The organism is Streptomyces sp. NPDC049879 (genome assembly GCF_044461265.1).
Classification (GTDB): Bacteria; Actinomycetota; Actinomycetes; order Streptomycetales; family Streptomycetaceae; genus Streptomyces.
In genome coordinates, this window is sequence record NZ_JBITKT010000001.1 from 867,264 (window position 1) to 879,835 (window position 12,572).

Genomic DNA, 12,572 nt, shown 5'->3' on the forward strand with positions numbered 1-12,572 from the left:
ATTGTCGAAAGGGTGTCCGGGTCAGCCAGTGGGGCGACCGGCGCCGCCGGGGAGAGTGGGGTACACCATGCGGCATTACGGGCATCTTCCGCCTGCGCGCCGTCGCGCGCTGTTCCACCAGGAGCCCGCCGAGTTCGGCCCGTCCTCACCCGTCGGGACCCTGGGGGTCGCTCTCGGGGCGACACTCTACAGTCCGGCGACCCGCCCCCGGCTCGACGCCGACATCCGCAGGCAGGCCGCCGCGGGTGTCATGTCCATGGTCCTCTGTCTGGAGGATTCCATCAGCGACGCCGAGGTGCCGGGCGCCGAGGAGAACCTCGTCCGGCAGTTCCAGCGGATGCTGCGCGACGCCGCCCCGCCGGAGGAGCCCGCCGACGCGCCCCTGCTGTTCATACGCGTCCGCGCGCCCGAGCAGATCACCGGCCTCGTCACGCGCCTCGGCCCCGCCGTGCGGCTGCTCACCGGCTTCGTCGTCCCGAAGTTCACCGCCGTCACCGGCCCGCCGTTCCTGGAGGCGCTGCTCGGCGCCGAGGCGGTCTGCGGGCGGCGGCTGCTGGCGATGCCCGTCCTCGAATCGCCCGAGCTGCTGCACATGGAGACCCGCGCCGAGGGCCTGCGCGCCGTCGCCCGCGTCCTCGACAAGCACCGCGACCGCATCCCCGCCGTACGCCTCGGCGTCACCGACTTCTGCTCCGCCTACGGCCTGCGCCGCACCCCCGACATGACCGCCTACGACGTGCACGTCGTCGCGTCCGTGATCGCCGACGTGGTCAACGTCCTGGGGCGCGCGGACGGTTCTGGCTTCACCATCTCGGGCCCGGTCTGGGAGTACTTCCGCCCGCAGGAGCGCATGTTCAAGCCGCAGCTGCGCAACAGCCCGTTCACCGGCCGCGCCGAGGGGCTCCGCACCCGGCTGATCGAGCACGACATGGACGGCCTCCTCCAGGAGATCGAGCTGGACCGCGCCAACGGCCTCCAGGGCAAGACCTGCATCCACCCCTCCCATGTCGCCCCCGTGCACGCGCTGTCCGTCGTGACGCACGAGGAGTTCAGCGACGCCGTCGACATCGTCGGCACGGGCCCGGACGGCGGCGGCGTCCTGCGGTCCGCGTACACCAACAAGATGAACGAAGTGAAGCCCCACCGCGCCTGGGCCGAACGCACCCTGCTGCGCGCCGAGGTCTTCGGCGTGGCCCGCGAGGGCGTGGACTTCGTCGACCTCCTCGCGGCGGGAATCGCATGAACGACACGGCACACGCCCAGCACGCGCCCGTCTGGCCGGGGGAGTGGGTCGCCCGCCGCCTCGGCGTCGCGCTGCACGGGCCCGGCACCCGCGACCTCCTCGGCCTCGCGCTGCGCCACAACCCGAGACGGGCCCACCTGCTCGTCTCCGGCGTCCTCGGCAAGCACGTCCCCCAGGACCCGCACACCGTCCACGGCACCGGACTGCGCCTCGGGGGACGGGTCCGCGACCTGCTCGGCCCCGACGCCGCCCGCGCCGTCGTCCTCGGCTACGCGGAGACCGCCACCGGCCTCGGCCACTGCGTCGCCGAGGCCATCGGCGCTCCCTGCCTGCACTCCACGCGCCGCCCGGTGCGCGGGCAGGCCCCCGCCGGGGGCTTCGAGGAGGAGCACAGTCACCACACCTCCCACCTGCTGCTCCCGGCGGACCCCGCGCTGCTGTCCGGCGACGGGCCGCTCGTGCTGGTGGACGACGAGCTGAGCACGGGCCGCACCGTCCGCAACACCCTCGCCGCCCTGCACCGCGCCCATCCCCGCGCGCGCTACGTCGTCGCGACCCTGGTGGACATGCGCACCGACGCCGACCGCGCCGAACTCGCCAAGTGCGCGGCCGAACTGGGCGCCACCGTCCAGGTCGCCGCCCTGGCACGCGGGCGGGTCGAGCTACCCGACGACATCCTCGAACGGGCCGCCGCCGTCGTCGCCGAGGTGGAGGCCCGCATCCCCGCCCAGCGGCACCCCGCACAGACGGCCCCCGCCGTACGGGTCGAACTGCCCTGGCCCGCCCGCGTCCCCGATGGCGGACGCCACGGCTTCACCCCCACCCACGCGGACCGCCTCGCCACCGCGCTCCCCGCCCTGGCCCGTACCCTCGCCGACGCCCTGCCCGCCGGCGCACGCGACGTCCTGGTCCTCGGCACCGAGGAACTGATCTACACGCCCCTGCGCCTCGCCCGCGCACTCGCCGACGCCACCCCCGACACCCGCGTCCGCTTCTCCACCACCACCCGCAGCCCCGTCCTCCCCGTGGACGACCCCGGCTACGCGATACGCACCCGCCTCACCTTCCCCGCCCACGACGACCCGGCGGACGGCCCGGGCCCCCGCTACGCGTACAACGTCGCGGGCCACCCATGGGACGCGATCCTCGTCGTCACCGACACCCCCGGCGACACCCCCGCCCTCCACGCCCCCGGCGGCCTCCTCCACCAGCTGACCGCCCACACCCCGCACGTCCTGCTGGCCGTCGTCCCCGACCGCAGACTGCCCGAACCGCTGCGCGGCCCCGCGTTCTCCTCGTACGCGCCCGACGAAGTGGGCTGGCTCCTCCAGGACCTCTCCGACGTCACCCTCGAAGCCCCCGCCGAGGAACGCGAGGAGGCCATCCAGTCCGGCGGCGCCCACTACGCCGAGTCCCTGCCCGTCGAGTACCAGCCGAGCGCCGAATACCAGGCGCTCTACCACTCCGCCCTGGCCGCCTCCGCCGGACGCGTCGCCCGCGCCGTCGGCACGGTCACCGAGGCCGTCCTCGCCGAACGGCCCGGCCGCCGCCCCGTCCTCGTATCCCTCGCCCGCGCCGGGACACCCGTCGGCGTCCTCATGCGCCGCTGGGCCCAGCACGCCCACGGCGCCGACCTGCCGCACTACGCCGTCTCCATCGTGCGCGGCCAGGGCATCGACACCACCGCGCTGCGCTGGCTCGCCGCCCACCACGACCCGGCCGACGTCGTGTTCGTCGACGGCTGGACGGGCAAGGGCGCCATCACCCGCGAACTCGCCGACGCCCTCGCCCCGTTCCCCGGCTTCGACCCGTCCCTCGCCGTCCTCGCCGACCCCGGCGGCTGCGTCACCACCTACGGCACGCGCGACGACTTCCTCATCCCGTCCGCCTGCCTCAACTCCACCGTCTCCGGGCTGATCTCCCGCACCGTCCTGCGCGCCGACCTCGTCGGGCCCGACGACTTCCACGGCGGCAAGCACTACCGCGACCTCGCCGCGGCCGACGTGTCCGGCGCGTTCCTCGACGCCGTCGCCGCCCACTTCACCGACCCCGGCACCGCCGCCGGGATCGCCGCCGACACCGCCGCGCTCCTCGCCGCCGACCGCACCCCCACCTGGGACGGCTGGCGCGCCGTCGAGCGCATCAGCGAGGAGTACGGCATCGGCGACGTCAACCTCGTGAAACCCGGCGTCGGCGAGACCACCCGCGTCCTGCTGCGCCGCGTACCCTGGCGCGTCCTCGCACGCCGGGGCGCCGGAGCCGACCTGGACCACATCCGGCTGCTCGCCGCCCAGCGCGGCGTGCCCGTCGAGGAGACCGACGACCTCCCCTACAGTTGCGTCGGGCTGATCCACCCCCGGTACACCAAGGGCGCCACCGGCGCCGACGGAAAGGCCGCCACGTGACATCCCCGATCGACACAGCCCCGCCGACCGCACCGCCGACAGTGATCGCCAGCGATCTCGACCGCACCCTCATCTACTCGCCCGCCGCGCTGGCCCTGCCCATGCCCGACGCGGACGCGCCCCGGCTGCTGAGCGTCGAAGTCCACCAGGGACGGCCCCAGTCGTTCATGACGGAGACCGCCGGAGACCTCTTCGCCGCACTCACCGAAGACCCGCGCGCCGTCCTGGTCCCCACGACCACGCGCACCCGCAAGCAGTACCTGCGCATCAACTTCCCGGGCCGCGCCCCCCAGTACGCGATCTGCGCCAACGGGGGCCACCTGCTGATCAACGGCGTCACCGACTACGACTGGCACGTCTCCGTACGCCGCGCCCTCGCCGCCGACTGCGCCACCCAGGCCGAGGTCGCCGACCACCTGCGCACCACCGCCGACCCCGCCTGGCTGCTCAAGGACCGCGACGCCGAAGGCCTGTTCCGCTACCTCGTCGTCGAACGGGCCCTGCTGCCCGACGCCTGGGTCAAGGACCTCACCGACTGGGCCGAGCCCCGCGGCTGGACCGTCTCCCTCCAAGGCCGCAAGCTGTACGCCGTCCCCGCGCCGCTCACCAAGTCGGCCGCCGTCGCCGAGGTCGCGCGCCGCACCGGCGGCGGCACGGTCCTCGCCGCCGGCGACTCACTCCTCGACGGCGACCTGCTGCTCGCCGCCGACCACGGCTGGCGCCCGGGACACGGCGAACTCGCGGCGGACGGCTGGACCGCCCCGCACGTCACCGCTCTGCGTTCGCACGGCGTCCTGAGCGGCGAGGAGATCCTGCGGGCGTTCCGGGCGCACCTCGATCGTCACGGCCCTGCGGACCGCTCCGCCCGTCCCGACCGCCTCGCACCTGCTTGATCGCGCGGCCCCGCGTCTCGTTCAGCCGGCGCCGCCGCAGCTCGTCGCGCAGCGCGTCGGGGTGCCGCGCGCGCCAGTAGGGGTTGTCGTGCGGCAGGTTGCCGGAGATCCGCCCGTACATGCCGATCGTCAGCAGCACCACGCCGATCGCGAAGCTGAAGATGACGTTCTGCATGCGGAAGTCGAGGAAGTTCACGGAAGTCCGCAGCACGGCGAGGTTGAAGAACCCGCTCAGCACGAACAGCACGCCGAGGACGAGGATCAGGTTCGACGCGAAGTTGCCGCCGATCACCACACCCACCGCGAGCAGCGCGCCGACGACGATGGACAGCGCGCTCAGCGCGCCGTTGCTGTTCAGCCCCCACACGGTGTTGTTGCCCGTGTCGAAGAAGCCGATGGTGTCGAACAGGCCGAAGATCCCGAACACCACGAAGCCGAGCCCCATCAGCCCGGCGCCGAGCCGGTAGACCATGCTCAGCCGGTGGTCGGGGCGCGCCGACTCGTCCAGCCTCGCCTGCGTGAACAGCGAGCGCGGCCCGACGGGCAGCCGGGGCAGGGCGCGCGGGTCCGTACCCGGGGGTGCGGTCATGGGGGCCTCCTCACATCGTGTCCGAGGCCGCGTACCCGTTCCGGGAACGGACAAATCAGGCGCGCCCGGCGCGGATCTCCTCCACGACGGCGGCGGCCGTGGCCCGTACGCCCTCCGTCTCGCTCAGGAACCGCCAGTAGTCGGGGTGCCGCCCCCCGTGCTCCAGATCCGCCACCGCCCGCTCAAGCCGCGCCACCGCCGCGTCCAGCGGCCCGGCGTGGCGCGGATCGGGCACCGAGCGGCCCGCCATCGCGAGGCGCTGCGCGTCCCGCACGGCGAACTGCGTCCGCTCGATCTCGCGCGACGGGTCGGACGACACCTCGTTCAGCAGCCGCAGCCGCTCGCGCGCGGCCCCGACCGCCTCGTCCGTCCTGCCCAGCAGCGCGTGCACCGTCGTCAGGCCCTCGGTCGCCTCGCCGAACCGCTGCTCGTCCCGCGCACGCCCGGCGCGCCCCAGCAGCTCCCGCGCCTCCGCCACGGACGCGGCGGCCTGCTCCGGCACATGCTGCAGGTCCTGCCAGCAGGGGGCCGTGAAACGCCTCCGCAGCTCGCTCAGCACCGGCTCGACCTGCTCCGCGCGGTTCGCGATGGCGTCGGCCCGCGTCCGCAGCGACGACAGGCGCCGGTCGATCTCCGCCGCGCGCTCCGGCAGCCGCGCCACGTCGGCCGCCAGCGCCGTCGCCCGGCGGCTGACGTCCTCGGCGCGCCGGATCGTCGCCTGCACGCCGTGCCGGCCCGCGCCCTCGCCCAGCAGCCGCAGCTCGGGGCCGAGCGCGGCCAGCGCGGCGGCCGGCTCGTCCGCCCGCGTCCCGGCGGCGCGGGCGGCGTCCAGGGCCTCGGTGGCGGCCCGCAGCGCCTGCCTGGCCCGCTCGACGGCGGGCGCGACCTGCGCGAGCTGCGACTCGGCGCGTTCCTGGAGGGGCGCGAGGCGCTGCGCGAAGCGGGCCAGCTCGCCCTTGACGGTCCCCAGCTCGGTGCGGGCGGCGGTGAGGGCCTGGCGGGCGCGGTTCGCGCCGTCCGCGTCGAGCTGGGCGCTGTCGATGTCGTGCGCGTCGACGACGGTGATGTAGTGCGCGCTCACGTTGTCCACGCGGTCACTGAGCGTGGCGAAGTCCGCCGCCGCGCGCGCCGCCTGCGGGGAGCTGTCGGCGGCGGCGATCGTCTCCAGCGTGATCCGCAGCTCGCGCTGCGCGGTGTCCACCTCGTAGAACGCGGCGGCGGCGCCGTCCTTCGCCTCCTGCGCCGACGCCCGCAGGTCCTCGACGCGCCCGCGCCGCCACGGCCGCGTCCCGCCGCCGGTGAACACCCCGGGCAGCACGGAGACGGCGAGGACGGCCACGGAGAGCGATGAGACCAGTACGGATGAGGCGTACGAGACGTAACCCTTCGCGAAGCGCGGTGCGAGCACGCGTCCCTCTCCCCACGGACGATCCGGTCGGTACGAGTCCGTCCATTCTCCCACCGCCCCCGAGTTTGCGGGGGCGGGCGGGAGGCCATGTAGGCTTTGGCCTCACTTCCGGGTGCATAGCTCAGCGGTAGAGCGCCGCCCTTACAAGGCGGATGTCGGCGGTTCGAACCCGTCTGCACCCACCCTTCGCCCGACCGGACGAACTCCCCACCCCTGCCGGGCAGTCGGCATCTCGTCACGTCCCTCGCGCACCGAATGGCCCGAATCGCACCCCAGCCGGGGGCGGGGGAAGTACCGTGCCCGGAACCGGCGAGAGAGGCGGACGAGATGAGCACCGAGCCTGGCGAGGACGGGTCCGAGGGGCTCCGCGAGTGGACCGACCCGCGCTACGCGGACCTGGTGGAGGCATACGACAGGACGAGGCGGAACGGGCGCCCGACGCGGTTCTTCCTGTACGAGCTGCCTGACCCCCCGTCCCCCGAGTAGCCGCCACGACCAAGGCCCCGCCTCGCCGCGATTGGCGGGCGGGGCTTGGGTGTTGTGGTTCAGGTGGTGGGGGGTGTGGTGGCCCAGAGGCAGAGGCAGAGGCCGTCGGGGGTGTGTGGGTGGCGGCTCATGGCTGGTGGTCCGGGACGGCGGCCCACAGGGCGGCGACGGCCGCCTCGGCCTCGGACGCGGCGGCGCCCCGTTCCCGTTCGTCCACGGTCCTGGACGCCGCGACGGCGACGGCGGGGAACAGCCGGTCGGACACGGCCTTCAACTGCGGCGCCTCACCCAGCCCGGCCAGCAGCACGACGAGTTCGCGCGGCACGACGTCCGGCCAGTAGTGCATCCCACCCCACGAGTCGGACGGGTGCGCGACCAGCGGCACGAGCCGCTCCGAGACACGGCAGTCACCACACGCGTGATACGCCCACCCGGGCCCGGACCCCGTGGCCACAGCCGCCACCGCGACCAACCCGCCATCCGTCGCCTCGCAGTACATACAGAACGGCCCCACCAGACTCACGCCCCCTCCTCCCCGGCGTCCGAACGCAGCGGACGCGGCGTGTATCCGGGCACCGGTCCTTCCAGCCCGGTGATCACGGTGATCCGGGGGTTCTCCTCGCGCACGGGCGCGGGCGTGCACGTGTGCAGGTGGCCGGGGTCGGGCATCACTGCGCCACTTCCTCTCATGGGCACGAGATCACCGTCTGCGGTGGTCTCTCACACGAGAGGTAACCAACCGCCGCCCGGCGCGGGTACCGTGAAAGGCGCAGACGACCGTGAAAGCCATGAAAGGTCCGGGGAGGAACATGGCACGGGAGCCGAACGCAGCCCTGGGCAGGCTCATCGAGCAGGCGGGCTGGTCGCGGACGCAGATGGCCCGCGCGGTGAACAGGATGGGGGCGGAGGTCGGCGTGGAGCTGAGGTACGACCAGTCCGCCGTCTCGCACTGGCTTTCCGGAACCGTTCCCCGCGTAGTGGTGCGGCCCCTCGTCTGTGAGGCGTTGGCCCGCCGTCTGGGCAGGCCGGTCACGCAGCAGGACGCCGGGTTCGCGGCGGGTACGACCGCTCGCCGACCCGGGGACCTGGCCGAGCAACTCGTCGACATAGGGACAGGAGACATGGACCCATCACGTCGGAACGTTCTCCAGGCCGGGCTGTACTCCGCCGCGCTGGCCGTACCCGCCTTCGGCTCCGTCGGGCCGCCCGCTGTCAGCGACCGGCGGCGCGTCGGCCCCGGGGAGGTGAGCACCGTCGAGACGATGACGCGCAGGATCGCCGACATCCTGGACGAGTTGGGCGCCGGGCACGCCCGCCCGATGGCGGCGGCGTTCCTCGTTCACTCGATCGGGCCGTACCTGCGCGCGCCCGCCCGCCATGACGTGCGGAAGAGCATGCTGTCCGCAGCCGCCGATCTCGTGTATCTGCTGGGCTGGATGGCCATGTACGAGAAGGATCACGGCGCGGGCCAGCAGTACTACGCCAAGGCGCTCGAACTCGCGAGTGCCGCCGATGACCGGGCGACGTACTCGCGCACGCTGCGCGGGATGAGCCTCCAGGCCACCAGCCTGCGGCACGGCAACCAGGCCCTCCAGCTCGCCGATTCGGCCGCCGAGGCGGCGCCGGCCGCCGGTCCGAGGCTGCGGGCGTTCCTGTCGGGACAGCAGGCGGCGGCTGCCGCGATGACCAAGGACAGGCGGCAGGCGTTCAGCCGGCTGCGCGAGGCGGAGACGGCCCTCGGCCGGGCGGACGCGCGGCGGGAGGCGATCGGCGGGTACGACGAGTGCGCCTACCGGTTCCACGTCTCCACGGTGCTGTACGAAACCGGTGACCTGGCCGGGTCGGTGGACGCGCTCAGGCAGTCGATCCGCGTCCAGCCGCAGCAGGAGCGGCAGAGCCGCATGCACGCGTACGCCGTGCTGGGGCGCCGCGAGTGGGAACGCGGCCACGTGGACGCGGCGTGCGACAGCTGGGGTCATTTCCTGGACGGGTACCGGCACGTCCACACGGCCCGGGGCGACGCGCACCTGGCCGCCATCCGCCGCCGAGTACGCCCGTACCAGCGGACCCGCTCAGTACGGACCCTCCTGGCCAAAGCCCACGAAGTGGCCACGCAGAAGGTGTGAGATGCCGGGTCCGCTCGTAGCGGGGCAGCACCTCTTCCTGCGCGCGGCGCATCATGCGCGGATGTCGCTATCTGACGGCGGCGTCTTGGCGTGCTCGATCCGGGAGGTCTTGGCGTCGCTCCAGCCGCAGTGCACGGACAGGTCCCGGCCGGTCAGCTCTGCGTCCAGCCATAGGTCACGCAGGCGACCGGTCAGTACCTGTCGTGCTTCCTGAGCGGATGACAAAGCGGTGGAAGGCAACGGTGAGTGCGCGGTCAGATCTTGAACTCGTCGTGTGGGACAGCCCGGTCCCAGACGGCCTCGAACGCCGCACGCACCTGGCTGATCAGGGCTGGCTCGGTGCGCACCTCCCATTGGGGCTGGGACCAGTTGCCCGCACCGTCGAAGTGGTTGAACAGCACGGCGTCGTGGTCGAAGACCCAGAGGTCGTTTCCGGGCAGCAGCAGGTCCGATGCCCGGCGACGCGGCAACCAGCGCACGTCCTCACCGGCCGAGACGTTCACCGGCGTGCCGGCGTGTTCATAGCGGATGTAGTCACTCACCGGCTCGGAGACGACGCGTGCGCGCCGGACGGCGACGCCACGGGACACGGTGTCGCCGATCAGGCGTACCCACGGAGCCCAGTACTCCGACGCGGGGTCGGCGTCGCGTTCGCCGGTGCGCCTCCAGTGCTCGAAGTCGGCGGCCTCGTCACCCACGCCGTAGGTGTCGCGCATCTCCAGGTGCATCGCGTGATGCTGGGCCCGAGCCAGCAGGTCGAGGAAGCTCGGGCTGCTCGTTGACGTCTCGCTCCGCGACATCACACGCCTCTCTCAACTAGGCCACCATGCGGGCCGGTAACGCGGACGGCGGCGGGGTCCCGGTACAGGAGGCCGTCCTGATGACTACTGGATGCGGTGGTGGTCGGCGGAAGTCGGGCGGTGAATGCGCGGGGACGTCGTGTCCGCCCGCTCCGCAGTGGTGGGGGCCAAGCCGTGCTCTGCTGCCCAGGCGCGCAGTGCGGTTTCTGCTTCCTCGCGGGACTGCGGGCCGTGGTCGATGTGGAGTTGCTGGAGGTGGCGGATGGCCGCTCCTACCATCCGGCCCTGAGGTATGCCGAGCAAGGTGAGGATCTCCTTGCCGTCGAGGGGCACCGGGACGCCGGGCAGCCGCTCGTGGACGGCTCGTTCGGCTGCGGCGCGCTCCTCGGACTCTCGCGTCGCCTGCTCCCTCGCGTGCCAATCGTCGTAGTCGGCCGCGTCGTTGGCCTGCAGAGCGGCCCGGCGCCAGTCCTCCTCGTTCCGTCCTTGGCCGAGGCCGACTTCCACGAACAGGTCGCGGTGGTCCGGTGCACCGGGGCCGGCCGGCGCCACACCGAGCCGGGCGAGCGCCGCGTTGATCGGCCACTCCTCCCGCGGACCGCTGTACTCCGAGGTACGCACTGGCCCCCATTCCCGTGCACCAGCCCGCCACAGGACAGCGGTCTGATCCCCGTCGCCGCCCCAGAAGTCCGCTGTCACATGGGCCACCGGGCCACCCTGTGAGAGCTCACGGAGTATGCGCGGCAGGTCACCGCAGAGCGCGGTGGACAGCGGAAGCAGCCCCATGCGCTGCCTGAGCGGGGCGACCACCGCCCCGGGCACTCCCTCGGCCCAGCTGCGCAAGCGGTCGAAATCGCCTACGACAGCATCAAGTCGGTACGACATCCGCGCACAGTAGCCGCGTTGCCGCAGCGTCGGCCACCCGCCGCCGCCACTGCCACGTCACCAAGAGTCGGGTCGGGCAGGGGTCAGAAGACGAAGCCGATGAGGCCGTGCTGCGGGTGTGCGGCGGCGCGGTGCAGCCAGGAGAGGCACTGTTCGGCGGCTTCCGCCGTCTCGGGGTCCAGGGTGGAGGAAGGTGTCCGCCCCGCCGCCTCGTACTGCTCCAGTGCCTTCGCTATCTGTTCGGGCGACCACTCGCCGCAGCCCGGTATCCAGGTGTAGGGCAGGGGTGCGGGCAGGCCGCCGTAACCGAAGGACGCCACGGACACGGCGGTGATGCCGAGGGCCTCCAGGCCGTCGTCCACGACGGACAGCCAGTCGCCCCGGTGCGGCGTGAAGCGGTCGTTGGGCAGGAACGAGCCGGTCAGTTCGCACAGCTGCATGTAGGCGTAGCCGTACTGGGAGGCGGGGGACTCGCCCTCGGAGAACGGGCCGCCGTGGACGACCGCGCGCAGTGCCTCGTACGCCGTGGGCGCCCCCTGCTCGATCTCCCAGCTGTGCGACCGGTCGGCGCGGGCGAGGTCGTCGCCGAAGCGCGTCCTGATCATGTCGAGCAACTGGTCGTCGCGGGACCCGACCAGGGCCCGCGTGGCAGCGGTGTCCAGCAGATAGGCACTCAGCGAGGAACTCATGCGGTGAGCCTAGAGGCGACCACTGACAACGCGGCCGTGTCCCCGACACGCGCCCATCAGGACGGGAACTGGCCTGATGGGTTCCTACCGTGGGGCACCTCAGGAAGACGGGAGAGCGGTGCGATGGAACTGGTGGTCACGACTCCGACCGGGCATGTCGGTTCGCGTGTGGTGCGGCTGTTGCTCCAAGCGGGGGTACGCCCCCGCGTGCTGGTGCGCGATCCGGCGCGCCTCGACGCGGACACGCGGGAACGCGTGGACGTGCGGCGCGGTGATCTGACGGACGCGGCGTTCGTCCGTTCGGCGGTGGAGGGCGCGGACTGCGTCCTGTGGGTCGATCCGACGCCGCACACGGCCGACGGCGCGGTGGAGCTGTCGCGGCGCACGGTCGCCGGGCTCACGGACGCGCTGCGCGCGGGCGAGGCCGGGCGGGCGGTGCTGCTCAGCAGCGGCGGCGCGGAGAAGCGGCACGGCGCGGGCCACATCGACGGCCTCGCCCGCGTCGAGGAGGAACTGGACGCGACGGGCGCGGACGTCCTGCACCTGCGCTGCGGGTACTTCTTCACCAACCTGCTGATGAACGTCGAGGAGTTGGCGCAGGGCGTCCTCACCACGTCCGCCGACCCCGACGGGCCGATGCCCTGGGTGGACCCCCGGGACATCGGCGACGTCGCGGCCGCCCGGATGCTGGCGGGCTCGTGGCGGGGGCGGGAGGTGCAGGGGGTCCACGGCCCCGAGGACCTGACGTGGCGACGCGTCGCCGAGGTGCTGACGGGCGCGCTGGGGCGGCCGGTCGGGCTGCGGGTCGTGGCCGACGACGACGTGCGGGAGGCCCTGCGGGCGGCGGGGCTGTCGGCGGAGGCGGCGGAGAACATCATCGGCATGACGGCCGGGCTGCGGGGCCACACCCTCGAACAGGCGCGTACCCCGGTCACGACGACCCCGACCGCCCTGGCCGGCTGGGCGTACACCCACCTGCGGCCCCTCGTCGCGCGCTGAGCGCCGGTGCGCGGGGCCCGGAGGCACGCTCGGCGCTAAGGTGACGTGC

General features: G+C 73.3%; 12 protein-coding genes, 1 tRNA gene and 1 pseudogene. 7 read left to right on the plus strand and 7 right to left on the minus strand.

The window, feature by feature from the left end:
- The first annotated feature begins 67 nt into the window (after positions 1–67).
- Genes ACIBPC_RS04010 through ACIBPC_RS04020 form a run of 3 tightly spaced genes read left to right on the plus strand, consistent with a single transcriptional unit; the run spans position 68 to position 4,541 of the window.
- Positions 68–1,243 carry an HpcH/HpaI aldolase/citrate lyase family protein gene (locus ACIBPC_RS04010; protein WP_398841090.1) on the plus strand — a complete coding sequence of 392 codons (1,176 nt, stop codon included), beginning with the start codon at positions 68–70 and terminating at the stop codon, positions 1,241–1,243.
- The gene (locus tag ACIBPC_RS04015) at positions 1,240–3,648 is read left to right on the plus strand and encodes a phosphoribosyltransferase (RefSeq protein WP_398841091.1); all 2,409 of its coding nucleotides are present in this window, start codon (positions 1,240–1,242) and stop codon (positions 3,646–3,648) included. The genes ACIBPC_RS04010 and ACIBPC_RS04015 overlap by 4 nt, the downstream gene beginning before the upstream one ends.
- Complete coding sequence (locus ACIBPC_RS04020; RefSeq protein WP_398841092.1) at positions 3,645–4,541, plus strand: HAD family hydrolase; 897 nt, start codon at positions 3,645–3,647, stop codon at positions 4,539–4,541. Before ACIBPC_RS04015 ends, ACIBPC_RS04020 begins: the two co-directional genes overlap by 4 nt.
- A gap of 178 nt (positions 4,542–4,719) precedes the next feature.
- On the opposite strand, the pseudogene ACIBPC_RS04025 reads toward ACIBPC_RS04020, so the two are convergent.
- Positions 4,720–5,130 (minus strand): annotated as a pseudogene (locus ACIBPC_RS04025) (DUF4383 domain-containing protein); the annotation flags it as partial.
- A gap of 55 nt (positions 5,131–5,185) precedes the next feature.
- Entirely contained in the window at positions 5,186–6,538 is a 1,353-nt protein-coding gene (locus ACIBPC_RS04030; RefSeq protein WP_398841093.1) for a hypothetical protein, read from the minus strand.
- Between the two features lie 110 nt (positions 6,539–6,648).
- Here ACIBPC_RS04030 and ACIBPC_RS04035 point away from each other — a divergent pair.
- Together ACIBPC_RS04035 and ACIBPC_RS04040 are read left to right on the plus strand one after the other, a co-directional pair.
- Positions 6,649–6,720 (plus strand) — tRNA-Val (locus ACIBPC_RS04035).
- 145 nt (positions 6,721–6,865) lie between these two features.
- Positions 6,866–7,024 (plus strand): hypothetical protein, encoded by a 159-nt coding sequence (locus ACIBPC_RS04040; RefSeq protein WP_362956426.1) that lies wholly within the window; start codon positions 6,866–6,868, stop codon positions 7,022–7,024.
- A 127-nt stretch (positions 7,025–7,151) separates the two neighbouring features.
- On the opposite strand, the gene ACIBPC_RS04045 is transcribed toward ACIBPC_RS04040, so the two are convergent.
- Together ACIBPC_RS04045 and ACIBPC_RS04050 are read right to left on the minus strand one after the other, a co-directional pair.
- A complete protein-coding gene (locus ACIBPC_RS04045) occupies positions 7,152–7,409 on the minus strand; it encodes a hypothetical protein (RefSeq protein ID WP_398841095.1) in 258 nt (85 codons plus the stop codon).
- Between the two features lie 134 nt (positions 7,410–7,543).
- Complete coding sequence (locus ACIBPC_RS04050; protein ID WP_398841096.1) at positions 7,544–7,693, minus strand: hypothetical protein; 150 nt, start codon at positions 7,691–7,693, stop codon at positions 7,544–7,546.
- A gap of 140 nt (positions 7,694–7,833) precedes the next feature.
- On the opposite strand from ACIBPC_RS04050, the gene ACIBPC_RS04055 reads away from it, so the two are divergent.
- Complete coding sequence (locus ACIBPC_RS04055) at positions 7,834–9,150, plus strand: hypothetical protein (RefSeq protein WP_398841098.1); 1,317 nt, start codon at positions 7,834–7,836, stop codon at positions 9,148–9,150.
- A 254-nt stretch (positions 9,151–9,404) separates the two neighbouring features.
- Here the strand turns inward: ACIBPC_RS04055 and ACIBPC_RS04060 are convergent, their stop codons facing one another.
- From ACIBPC_RS04060 to ACIBPC_RS04070, 3 genes are all read right to left on the minus strand, one after another.
- On the minus strand, positions 9,405–9,950 hold the full coding sequence (locus tag ACIBPC_RS04060; protein WP_398841100.1) for a DUF6879 family protein: 546 nt from the start codon (positions 9,948–9,950) through the stop codon (positions 9,405–9,407).
- An 84-nt stretch (positions 9,951–10,034) separates the two neighbouring features.
- Complete coding sequence (locus ACIBPC_RS04065; protein ID WP_398841101.1) at positions 10,035–10,835, minus strand: hypothetical protein; 801 nt, start codon at positions 10,833–10,835, stop codon at positions 10,035–10,037.
- An 83-nt stretch (positions 10,836–10,918) separates the two neighbouring features.
- Positions 10,919–11,524, minus strand: coding sequence for a hypothetical protein (locus tag ACIBPC_RS04070; protein WP_398841102.1), 606 nt, complete (start codon positions 11,522–11,524; stop codon positions 10,919–10,921).
- Positions 11,525–11,647: 123 nt separating this feature from the next.
- On the opposite strand from ACIBPC_RS04070, the gene ACIBPC_RS04075 reads away from it, so the two are divergent.
- Positions 11,648–12,523 (plus strand): NAD(P)H-binding protein, encoded by an 876-nt coding sequence (locus ACIBPC_RS04075; RefSeq protein ID WP_398841104.1) that lies wholly within the window; start codon positions 11,648–11,650, stop codon positions 12,521–12,523.
- Positions 12,524–12,572 lie beyond the last annotated feature (49 nt).

What these genes read in the sequence shown, in the direction of transcription:
- ACIBPC_RS04015 (WP_398841091.1), top strand. Translation starts at nt 1,240, where the DNA reads ATGAACGACACGGCACACGCCCAGCACGCGCCCGTCTGGCCGGGGGAG.
- ACIBPC_RS04060 (WP_398841100.1), bottom strand. Translation starts at nt 9,950, where the DNA reads ATGTCGCGGAGCGAGACGTCAACGAGCAGCCCGAGCTTCCTCGACCTG.
- ACIBPC_RS04075 (WP_398841104.1), top strand. Translation starts at nt 11,648, where the DNA reads ATGGAACTGGTGGTCACGACTCCGACCGGGCATGTCGGTTCGCGTGTG.
- ACIBPC_RS04010 (WP_398841090.1), top strand. Translation starts at nt 68, where the DNA reads ATGCGGCATTACGGGCATCTTCCGCCTGCGCGCCGTCGCGCGCTGTTC.
- ACIBPC_RS04055 (WP_398841098.1), top strand. Translation starts at nt 7,834, where the DNA reads ATGGCACGGGAGCCGAACGCAGCCCTGGGCAGGCTCATCGAGCAGGCG.
- ACIBPC_RS04040 (WP_362956426.1), top strand. Translation starts at nt 6,866, where the DNA reads ATGAGCACCGAGCCTGGCGAGGACGGGTCCGAGGGGCTCCGCGAGTGG.
- ACIBPC_RS04070 (WP_398841102.1), bottom strand. Translation starts at nt 11,524, where the DNA reads ATGAGTTCCTCGCTGAGTGCCTATCTGCTGGACACCGCTGCCACGCGG.
- ACIBPC_RS04065 (WP_398841101.1), bottom strand. Translation starts at nt 10,835, where the DNA reads ATGTCGTACCGACTTGATGCTGTCGTAGGCGATTTCGACCGCTTGCGC.
- ACIBPC_RS04050 (WP_398841096.1), bottom strand. Translation starts at nt 7,693, where the DNA reads ATGCCCGACCCCGGCCACCTGCACACGTGCACGCCCGCGCCCGTGCGC.